Raw genomic sequence first — 10,398 nt, forward strand, 5'->3', positions numbered from 1 at the left:
TTTGACTAAAAAATGTAGCTTTTATCTTTCTTGTGCGTAAATCACAAATGCTATCTGCAAAAGTAGGTGTTATTTGTAGTTTCATGGCTTGAATATACATCTTAATAAGCTAACAAACAATGATATAAAACCTAAGTTTGGGTCTTTGTTTTTGTCATGTACCTTGCAACGGTCTTGATTGGTAATAAAAGCCCCTTTATATAAGCCTCTTTTTCTACTAAACCCTCTTTTGCTTTCTTCTTTTCTGTGGTTATTCCATTCAATTTCAGCGATAGCTAATGAGAATTTTTCAATTGTAATTATACCTTCTAATGGAGAGTCTACCCAATATTCTTGTTTGGTCTTAAATGCAATTTGCAAATAAATTTGATCATCCCATTTAATTGATTTTAAAAAGGTGAAATCAAAATACTCTGGAGATGTAATAAAACCAAATTTCGGAGAAAAATTAAGAAGAGATGATGGCGCTATTTTGATTTTGACATTGTCTAGATTGTTTTTTGTTAGCTTTATATAATTTAGAAAAACTTTCTTTTTTTTATTTTAAATATATGGAGGACATAGAATTGAAACTTGGGCATTGCCTAAAAACAAATAATTCCCGTTTTGAACAATCTGTTTACGAAATATGGCATTAAAAGCAGTAGGATTAGTAGGATAGTTATTTATCAAATTGTCATTAACCTTTTTTATGATGTTTACAGCATAATTAGCGGGTATTATTTCTATTTCTGAGAGTTCAATAATTGATTTTTTTAAGTTGATATTTACATCAGCTATGTCTTTAGTAAATAGAGTGTCCTTACTTTGGTAACCTATAATTGAAAAACGAATTGTATCTGTAGGATTTATGTTATGGATTCTGAACTCTCCTTTACTATTAGTTATTGTTCCTTTATTTGAATTTAAGACGTATATATTAACTCCATCTAACTTAATACTATCAGATACTACTGTGCCATTAATTTCAAATTGAGCATATAATACTGGATGAATAAATAAAAACAGAACTATAAAATAGATTGATTTCATACTTAAAAATTTAAAAAATAAGGTCATGAAAAACATGACCTTACAGGTTGATTTAAAACCTTGCAGGAGTATATAAAACCACAAGAATCTCAGATTTATAACAAGTTGAAATTTACTGTTTTATTCTAGTTCTTTAACTTTGAAAGTTTCATTAAATTACAAACTATTTTACCAAAAATTGGTATTGACTTTACAAGTAGCTAATCCTTATCTATTTCCTTAAAGGCTACATTTTATAATCCTATTTTTTTAGGAGGAAATTTTTTAAAGGTGCTACCGTGATCTTTTAATTTAGCACCTAAGGTTGCCAACCATGCAGAACGTCTATGACCAACCGGCATTTCTTCCTTTGGATCTATATATAGATTAAACAACCAAGGAGCCAAACCAACATTTTGTACTGTAGCATAATCTATCCATAGCATATTTGATTGAGGAATAATCACTTTTATATGTTCTTTGTATTCACGCATTCTTACTGCCATCAATTCTTTTCCCCACCAAAAGTAAACCGCTTCTCTATTAGATTTTCCTTCATCTAAAAACAAAAAACTTGATTGATCAATAAAATCGTAATATTTGTCATTTGGTAAGTTATCCGGAGAAACACCAGCTATTCGTAAGCTTGTTCCAAACAAATCCATCAAATCAAATACATCATCACTTTGACGACCTGGAGAAATCATTCCTTTCCAATAAGCAATCCCTGGAATTCTTACGCCCCCTTCAAATGTGGTTCCTTTAGCTCCTCTAAAAGGAGTGTAGCCTCCATCAGGCCAAGCATCCATTTGTGGTCCATTATCTGAAGTAATAAATACAAAAGTGTTTTCTAAAATTCCGGCATCATCTAATGCTTTTACAATAGCTCCAATATGCATATCCACTTCTACAACTGCATTTTTGTATTGGTATTTGGCCTTACTCAATCCCCTATAATCTGGATTGTCTTGATTATCGGCATGCACCTTTAAGAATGCATGCTCTAAAAAGAAGGGTTTGTTTGATTTTGCTAATTCTGCAATTTTTGCAACGGTAAAATCGGCAAGTACTTGATCTGCCCGTCCCATATCATCTAATGATTTTATTTCACTTACTTCTTCTGTTTTCCCTCCTTTATACCCATGAATTAGATGCGTATTGGTTTTGATTTTGTTAAAGGTATTCATATAATCGGAATTCATAGTTAAATCTGGATAACGATGTAAATCAACACTTTGAGAAATTTCTTTTGGTGCAGAATAATATCCATAAAACTCATCAAAACCAATATCATGAGGTCTCATTCCTTCTAACTCACCTACATGCCATTTTCCAGTTAATAAAGTAGTGTAGCCTGCAGCACTTAAAAGTGAGGGTAAACTGATTTCATCCTTCCACGGATTTGCAGTTATTTTATCACCCGACAAAATTGGTCGTGTCAAACCAGATCGAATTGGTAAACGCCCTGTTAAAATGGCAGCTCTAGTAGGGGTACATGTTTGTTGTGAATAAGCAGAGGTTAATTTTAATCCTTCTGCTGCAAACTTATCCATATTAGGAGTTGCTGCACCTATCGCTGCACCGCCACCATAACACCCAGGATCTCCATAGCCCAAATCATCTACAATAATCCAGACAATGTTTGGCTTTTTACCCATTTTTTTTTCAAGATTTTTTAATTTTTCTGCAACTGCTTTATCCTGATCTGGATGTGGAATACTTGCTTCAAAATTTTCTTTTGTTTTCACTGAACGATCAAATTCTTGGGCATTCATTGCTGAAATACCTACAAACATAAGCGCTATGATAATTTTATTTTTCATCATTAATTATTTAAAGGGGTTTTTATTTAATAATTTAATTCCAATAAAAATTTGCTGATTATAATTGAAATAACCAATTCCATAAAGGAATACTACTGTAGGGTTACTGTAATAAGTACTACTGAGCATACTACAAACCCTATTAGCAGTACAATTTAATTATATACTGCTCACCTTTTCCGCAGTCTATAATCATGACAAAAACAAGTAGTTAATAAATCCTATTCCAATCTTTTTTCATACTTACTTCTAGCCAATTTTTATCTTTTTGACACCTTTCTAATGCAAGTGTTTCTTTGTCAATACCAATTTTATTATTGTATTCATATTCGCGTATAGAATCTGTATGAGTAATTAAAATATTTAAGAATGGATTGGAACTTGTAGCGGCGTATTTCATCATATAATAATCACCATCAGAATTACCTGCTATAAATATAGGTTTTTTACCTATATAATTATAAATCCCAACAGGTTTCCCAATATGATCATTTATCAATTCTATCTTTGGATTTCTTTCAATCACATTCAAACTGTCATTCCACGTAATATCAAAGCTAGACCCAACAGTTCTATATTCAGGTATTCCATACTGCTCCACCACAAAAGTTCTCATAAAATCTCTACTTCCACCAGAAACGATAAAAACGGTAAAATTATTGTCCTTAAGAAACTGAATTAATTCAGTCATAGGTTTAAATTTAAGATCCTTAAATAATTTGTTTTTTTGAGGGTGCTTTGCTGTATTATACCATTTTAAAACTGATGATCGATAACTATTTTCGTCCATTCCTGTTTGTGTTTTTATAGCCAATTCCACAATCTTTTTTTTAGAAAGGTGTTTATAGTCAACTGTTAAGTTTTTTGTTTTGGCATTTTCTAAAATAAAATATATCTGGGGAGGCAACGGGCGTTCAGTCCAAAGAGTACCATCATTATCAAACGCTGCAATTCTATCTGGTATTGGAACAAATTTAGGATGACTCTTATCGGTAACCTCTGCAACAAAATTCAATATCTGTGTTTTCTGTTTGTCCATCATTCCAAGATGAAAGAGGGTCGCTTAAAATCTTTCTTTTTTCTGTCGTAGTATCACAAGAAAGGGTCAAAATACCTATTATAAGGATTGAAAATAGTATTGTTTTTTTCAAGATAAAATATTAAAAATTTTCATTTAAACGAATAAAAAAACCTGTTGTACCATAATTTCCCCAGCCATAATCTAATCCAATATTGGTTCTCGATTTCTGATTAAGATTAAAGCGTAAACCAAGTCCATAACCAGGCTCAACATAATTAAATAATTTAATTCCACCATGATCATTATCTGCTGTAGTTCCATTTAAAAAAGCCACTGCCCCAAAAAAATCTGGATTCTTTTTAGTAGCAAAAATATGCCTTCTATATTCTACTCCAGCAAATAATAAATTTTCACCTCTAAATCTACCTTGTGCATAAGGTTCACTCGTTTTAGCATATTGATCCCAACCCGTTGCTGGCAAATTCATATAGGGTAAATTACCAGAAGTTGTTAGGTTTCCAGTAAACCAAACCGCTAAGATATTTTTATGATTTTTTTCTTTACTCAAATCAAAATAATCACGGTATTCTAACCAAAGTGATGTAGAGTTTTGATCACTGCCTATAAATGTTGGATTCACTTTAAACGAAACAAATGCATAACGTCCTTCCCATGGATTGTTGATATTATCTCGTGTATCATAAATCCCATTAAATGAAACACCTACCAAGGTACTTTTAGTTTGAGAGAAACCTCGGTCTTTATTATACGCATAAAATGGTGTTATTGTTTCCGAGTCTAGGTCTAGCAATTGATCCTCCATATCACTAAACGCATCTATATGCACCCCTAAACCAGCATAAAACCCCTTATTACCTATTTTTTTTAAAACAGTTTCATAAAAACGAAAGAATTTAAAATTCAGCATATCTGCTTCTGAATTACCCTCAATAGTGCCATCATCAAAATTAAAATCGTTGTCCGCTAATTTGGCAGACTGAGGTCCAGTACCTAAGCCCCAAGTAGGTTGAGATGAATTTAAATACCGCATATCTCCCATCAAAATATAGTCGTTATTTTCAGTAAAAATCGTAGTCTTTAGGGTTATGATGGTTTGACTCATCGTAGTAAATGCCAAGCCAAAAAGAGCGGAAGATAATTTGGTCGATTTAGGATCACCTAGATACGAACTAGTAGCGGCTCCAACTCCATAAATAAACCCAAAAGCAGGGTTTGCGCCAATAACAGGAACAGGAGAAAAATAAATATCTCCTTTTTCTGGTGGTTTGGATTTTTTTGCTGCTTTGTCCTCTTTTTTTTGTTGCTTTTTAGAAATCGTTGTAGTTTCTTTATCTGAAGATTGTGCCAATGTATTGCTACTATTGAAACAAAAAATAAAAATTGCTATAAGAATATATAAATTTCGCATAATTTATTAGAGTAAAGTTATATTAACTGAATTAATTTTTCCATTGAATTTAAAAGGAGCTTTTTCAAAATACTCAAACGAAACGGGTGATCCTAAATCGATACCAACATCAAAAGTTTCACTAGCTGAAAATGCTAATGGAACGGTACCTTTAGTTTGTACAGAAGCTACTATTTTCCCATCAACCCATAGTGTTATTTTTGCTGGAGCACCAGGTTTGTTATCTTTAATAACTGTCGTTATTTCAAAAATGTGTTTTCCTGCTGCTATTTTAGAATTGCTAGATGCTTTGAACTGATGAATCATCATCATATTGTATTCATATTTTAAATAACCATTCTCCATATAACAAGTCAATCCACCTCCAATACCACCAAGAGCATATAACACACCGTTTTGGTTAAGTTTTGTTTCTAAGTCTATCACAACTTTATTACTTTTCTTACCCAAACCAGGGGCAGTAAATTCTGGCATTCTAGTTGTGTTCTGGTCAAATGTCCATTCGCTATAAGGAGAGCTAATGATATTTTCAGGATGGATACGCAACCATATTCCAGCTCCAATAGGAAAGTCTTTATTGTCTTTAGCTTCTGCTAAAAATAGTTTTTGAAGTTCTTTTAATTTTTCTGGGTATTTAGATGAGATATCCACAGCTTGAGAAAAATCTTTATTCAAATCATACAATTGCCATATATCTTTTTCGGAATCCCATTTATCCAAACCTTTTTCTGCATTAAGCCAAGGGTGTAATGGTCCAAAAGTACTTGCAAACCACCCATCATGATAAACACCACGAGAACCATTATTATCAAAGAACTGTGTTTTCTTTAAGTTCTCTGCATTGGCATTTGTAAATGTAGCGGCAAAACTTTTTCCATCAATAGGATCTTGTTTGAATCCATTCACCACTTCAGGGTGTGGAATATTCAAAATTTCATAAAGCGTAGGCGCAATATCATTTACGTGTAAAAATTGATTTCTAAGAGTTTTATCAGGTTTAATTCCTTTTGGCCAAGAAATCACCATAGGGTTACGTGTACCGCCAAAATGAGCTGCTACTAATTTTGTGCTTTTAAATGGTGTACTACCAGCCCAAGCCCAGCCAGCGTGATATATGTTTTCAACTTTATTAGTCCCTAAAACATCCAAGCCTCCGATTTTATCTAAAACAGCCATTTGTTGCTTAATGGTATTTGGAATTTGGTTTTGGGCTAACAATTCACTAATGCTTCCTCTTTGTCCTTCAGAACTAGAACCATTATCTCCAAAAATATAGATGACGATCGTATTTTCTTTATAGCCCATTTTATCCATTCCATCAATTAATCTTCCTATTTCATGGTCTGTATGTTCAACAAAGCCAGCAAAAACTTCCATCAAACGCAATTGAAACTCTCTTTCTTCTTCTGGAATACTCTCCCAAGAAGCCATGGTACTATCTCTTGGCGTTAATTTTGTTCCTTTAGGAATAATTCCCATAGCCAATTGTCTTTTAAAAACACGTGTTCTATACGCATCCCAACCTCCATCAAATTTACCTTTATATTTCTCAGACCATTCTTTAAAAACATGATGAGGTCCATGTACCGCTCCAGGTGTCCAATACATAAAAAAGGGTTTATCAGGAGCATACGCTTTATGTTCACTTAGCCATTGTAAACCTTTATCAACCAAATCTTCTGTAAGATGGTATGTTGGGTCGTGAGGAGGTTCTACAGTATTGTAATTTTCAAATAATCGTGGTTCATATTGAGAAGTTTCTCCTGCTAAAAATCCATAGAAATATTCAAATCCATATCCATTTGGCCAAAAATCTTTGGGTCCCATTGAAGTCGTTTGATTTGCAGGAGAGTTGTGCCATTTTCCAAATGCGGATGTATTGTACCCATAATTTTTTAGTACTTCTGCTATCGTAGCTGAGGTTTTAGGCATGATGCCTGTATAGCCATCAAAATTCACAGCACGCTCAGAAATTGTGCCTGAGCCTACACGTGTATGATTTCTACCTGTAAGGATTGACGCTCTTGTTGGAGAACAAATTGAAGTGGTATGAAAACGATTGTAAACAATTCCCTCTTCAGCCAACTTACTAAATGTAGGAGTTGCTACTTCTCCTCCAAAAGTTTCAGAAACCCCATAACCGACATCATCAATCATTACAATTAAAATATTAGGAGCATCTTCGTCCAAATATTTATTTTCTGGCCAAGCAGCCAATTTACTTTCGGATAATGTTTTTTTGGTTACACTTTTAGAAGCTAATCTAGGAAAAGGCAACACACGCCCCTCATCATTCTTAGCAGTAATTTGTTTGTTTTCACTATTTGAAGGTTGATTACATCCTGAAAACAGGACGCCAATACCTAAAAGGGCTAATTGGTATTTTTTTAATATCATGATAGGTTAACTTTTAAGGGTACTAAATTACAAATTTCAATTACAATCAGAGCAATTTTATGAAAATATTAACAATAATTAATCCATTTGTTCTTAAGTATTTTGTAATTACTATTTACTCGAAACACTTGTCATTTACAAAAATGACAAAAAACCCTCAAAAAGTTACTCAATTAAAAACCTGATGAAGTATCCTTTTTTTAAATTCGTGTGATTTTTCTAATCAATACATATACTCCCCACTCCCCACCATAACTAATAATAAAAAAATATTTATGCAGTTGTATTATTATTTTGGCACTTAACCCACATTATTCATCGTTTGAGTAAATCCAAAAATCCTTGCGTTTATTTCTTGTATTTAAGTATCAAAAAAAACAGAAAAGATAATTAGCTTTCTCTATCTCAATTCTAGGTAGTATCTTTGTCGAAGTTATTATAACCCCAACTACACATTTATATCAATAATTCTTCATGCCTTTTAAAAAATTAAATTCAAATATAAAAGAGAGACTAGAGTTTCTAAAGATAACAGCTCCTACTAAGTTTCAGAGTAGTAGTATTCCTGTAATTAAAAGTGGGGTTAATGTATATTGTACAGCCTCTAAGAACAGTGGAAAAACAACCACACTGATATTAACCACCTTACATAAATTAAAATGTGAAGCCGTTGGAAGCGCTCCTAGAGCTTTTGTATTGGTAGAAAACAAGGAGAGAGCATTGGAACTATACGACCTTTTTTCAATCTATACTAGGTACAATTCTTTACGTGTTTATGTAGCACACGAACAAATACATATTGATTTACAAAAGTCAGAAATATTTGAGGGGATCGATATTCTTATTGCCTCTACAGAATCAATGAACAAGTTGTTTTTATTAAATGGAATCAGTATCTCTAGTATAAAGTTATTTAGTATAGACGATGCTGAATTTCTGCTTAAGAGATCGGGTTATGCTACCCTACTTTCTATGTCTCAGAGCATAAAAAAATGCCAATTTGTTCTCTACTCAGAAAAAATACCACCAAAACTTAGAGGCCTAGATTCTTACTTTATGGAACACTCTAGAACTGTTAGTTCTTAAAGTTTTTTAAAAAAAACCAATTTACTTAATTATAAGGTTTTAATTATATAATTCAACCTTATTTTCTCTATCCTGAGAAGACATACTACTTCCCCTTTTTAGGATGATTATATTACACAAAATAAACATCAAAATGATTGATTAAATTAGTTACTATTTCTTTTATATTTCAATATGAAATAGAACGGTAACCCACGGCTATTCTTCTGTTTTTTATTTCATCTAAAGAAAAAAATAATTCAAATTTAGCATCAACCACTCTGAAATACATTTTGGTATTACATCTATAAAATTAAAAAACCAGCTTAGTTATGATAAACTATGCTGATTGATTTTTTATTCTACAGCAATAAAGATTTCAGCTTCTCCGTCTGCTGGGTTTATCGCTTTTTCTCCGTAGATTTCTATGTCAGTGGTATAGGTTCTTTTTAAATCTTTTTTCCAAATTTCCATCCAAGTATTGATAACAGCATCTTTTGTGAGATCTCCTTTTGCGGTAAATTTTTTATAGTTAGACTCGGGAACAACTTTTACTGTAAACTCTCCTGGAATGCTATCTAAACTAGCTACTTGGTAGCCTATAATTACTGTATATTCACCATTATAATCAGATTCGTAATCTGTATACAAAGCATATATATTATCGTTTAATTTATTAGGCAAAGAATTAATAGCTTGATTGCTCATAAATTGACTCCATAATTTAGGAATGTCGATTTCTGCTTTTCCTTTGACATTAGATGTTCTTGTACTAATACCTACTAAGGTAAATGCTTCTCTTTTTAATGAATTCATATGATTAAGTTTTTAATTTGATTCAAAAATAAAAGCAATGTGTGACAGCCTTGTGTCAGGGGGTGTTATTTGTTTGGCATTTTTTTTTGATAAAACTCTTCTAAGGTCATATTATGAGATTCGAAGTAGGTTTGTGTCTGGCTGATTTGAGTGACACAATCTACTCTAAACATTCTAAATTCAGAACGTAATCTACAAAACGCAATTAAGAGCCAGTTTTCTTGAGTACTATATAAAGCAAAAGGTTCTATAAAACGTTTTGTATGGATTTTTTGTAGTGAATTGTAAGAAATTTCTAACAATTCAAAGTTTGTAATAGCCGTTTGTAGCAACATAAGGTAGTTGCTTGTCTCTTTTTGTTCAAAATTAAAGACCGTTGCAAGGTACATGACAAAAACAAACATCCAAACTTAGGTTTTATATCATTGTTTGTTAGCTTATTAAGGCGTATATTTAAGTTATGAAACTACAAAGAACAGCTACTTTTGCAGATAGCATTTGTGATTTACGTACAAGAAAGATAAAAGCTACATTTTTCAGTCAAATTAATATTCTTATCGATTGGGATCGAATTTCAAAAATAATAGACAAGGACTATTTCAGGGGTAAAAGTGCCGTTGGTAAGCCTTGCTATGATGGTTTGTTGCTTTTTAAAATGTGTCTTTTGCAAAGTTGGTATGGTTTAAGCGATTACCAAGTAGAAGATAGACTTAACGATAGTTTGTCATTCAGCTATTTCTGTGGAATGACAATAGAACAGGTAGCACCAGACCACAGTACATTGAGTAGGTTTAGAACGGCATTGACAAAAACTAAAACCTATGAAAAATTATTTT

Annotated in this window: 10 protein-coding genes; 2 read left to right on the top strand and 8 right to left on the bottom strand. The window is 32.3% G+C overall.

What is annotated here, in order from left to right; genetic code table 11:
• Window positions 1–81: 81 nt before the first annotated feature.
• The 6 genes from V5787_RS06080 to V5787_RS06105 form a co-directional block, all read right to left on the bottom strand.
• The gene (locus V5787_RS06080) at window positions 82–360 is read right to left on the bottom strand and encodes a hypothetical protein (RefSeq protein WP_336892374.1); all 279 of its coding nucleotides are present in this window, start codon (window positions 358–360) and stop codon (window positions 82–84) included.
• Between the two features lie 183 nt (window positions 361–543).
• Complete coding sequence (locus V5787_RS06085) at window positions 544–1,032, bottom strand: carboxypeptidase-like regulatory domain-containing protein (protein WP_336892375.1); 489 nt, start codon at window positions 1,030–1,032, stop codon at window positions 544–546.
• Between the two features lie 233 nt (window positions 1,033–1,265).
• Complete coding sequence (locus tag V5787_RS06090) at window positions 1,266–2,834, bottom strand: arylsulfatase (RefSeq protein WP_336892376.1); 1,569 nt, start codon at window positions 2,832–2,834, stop codon at window positions 1,266–1,268.
• Between the two features lie 211 nt (window positions 2,835–3,045).
• Window positions 3,046–3,876: an HAD family hydrolase gene (locus tag V5787_RS06095; RefSeq protein WP_336892377.1), complete on the bottom strand. Its 831-nt coding sequence runs from the start codon at window positions 3,874–3,876 to the stop codon at window positions 3,046–3,048.
• 118 nt (window positions 3,877–3,994) lie between these two features.
• A complete protein-coding gene (locus V5787_RS06100) occupies window positions 3,995–5,284 on the bottom strand; it encodes a BamA/TamA family outer membrane protein (protein ID WP_336892378.1) in 1,290 nt (429 codons plus the stop codon).
• A 6-nt stretch (window positions 5,285–5,290) separates the two neighbouring features.
• Complete coding sequence (locus V5787_RS06105) at window positions 5,291–7,681, bottom strand: arylsulfatase (protein ID WP_336892379.1); 2,391 nt, start codon at window positions 7,679–7,681, stop codon at window positions 5,291–5,293.
• 474 nt (window positions 7,682–8,155) lie between these two features.
• Between V5787_RS06105 and V5787_RS06110 the strand changes: the two genes are divergently transcribed.
• Window positions 8,156–8,767, top strand: a complete 612-nt coding sequence (locus tag V5787_RS06110; RefSeq protein WP_336892380.1) for a DEAD/DEAH box helicase — start codon at window positions 8,156–8,158, stop codon at window positions 8,765–8,767.
• A gap of 336 nt (window positions 8,768–9,103) precedes the next feature.
• Here V5787_RS06110 and V5787_RS06115 read toward each other — a convergent pair whose 3' ends face one another.
• Together V5787_RS06115 and V5787_RS06120 are read right to left on the bottom strand one after the other, a co-directional pair.
• The gene (locus V5787_RS06115; RefSeq protein ID WP_336892381.1) at window positions 9,104–9,562 is read right to left on the bottom strand and encodes a GyrI-like domain-containing protein; all 459 of its coding nucleotides are present in this window, start codon (window positions 9,560–9,562) and stop codon (window positions 9,104–9,106) included.
• A 65-nt stretch (window positions 9,563–9,627) separates the two neighbouring features.
• A complete protein-coding gene (locus tag V5787_RS06120) occupies window positions 9,628–9,897 on the bottom strand; it encodes a WYL domain-containing protein (protein WP_336892382.1) in 270 nt (89 codons plus the stop codon).
• A 125-nt stretch (window positions 9,898–10,022) separates the two neighbouring features.
• On the opposite strand from V5787_RS06120, the gene V5787_RS06125 reads away from it, so the two are divergent.
• Window positions 10,023–10,398: transposase (locus V5787_RS06125; RefSeq protein ID WP_336892383.1), on the top strand; the 376-nt coding region annotated here is incomplete at its 3' end.

The organism is Flavicella sp. (assembly GCF_037132785.1).
Lineage (GTDB): Bacteria > Bacteroidota > Bacteroidia > Flavobacteriales > Flavobacteriaceae > Flavicella.

What these genes read in the sequence shown, in the direction of transcription:
- V5787_RS06085 (WP_336892375.1), bottom strand. Translation starts at nt 1,032, where the DNA reads ATGAAATCAATCTATTTTATAGTTCTGTTTTTATTTATTCATCCAGTA.
- V5787_RS06090 (WP_336892376.1), bottom strand. Translation starts at nt 2,834, where the DNA reads ATGAAAAATAAAATTATCATAGCGCTTATGTTTGTAGGTATTTCAGCA.
- V5787_RS06095 (WP_336892377.1), bottom strand. Translation starts at nt 3,876, where the DNA reads ATGATGGACAAACAGAAAACACAGATATTGAATTTTGTTGCAGAGGTT.
- V5787_RS06100 (WP_336892378.1), bottom strand. Translation starts at nt 5,284, where the DNA reads ATGCGAAATTTATATATTCTTATAGCAATTTTTATTTTTTGTTTCAAT.
- V5787_RS06105 (WP_336892379.1), bottom strand. Translation starts at nt 7,681, where the DNA reads ATGATATTAAAAAAATACCAATTAGCCCTTTTAGGTATTGGCGTCCTG.
- V5787_RS06110 (WP_336892380.1), top strand. Translation starts at nt 8,156, where the DNA reads ATGCCTTTTAAAAAATTAAATTCAAATATAAAAGAGAGACTAGAGTTT.
- V5787_RS06115 (WP_336892381.1), bottom strand. Translation starts at nt 9,562, where the DNA reads ATGAATTCATTAAAAAGAGAAGCATTTACCTTAGTAGGTATTAGTACA.
- V5787_RS06120 (WP_336892382.1), bottom strand. Translation starts at nt 9,897, where the DNA reads ATGTTGCTACAAACGGCTATTACAAACTTTGAATTGTTAGAAATTTCT.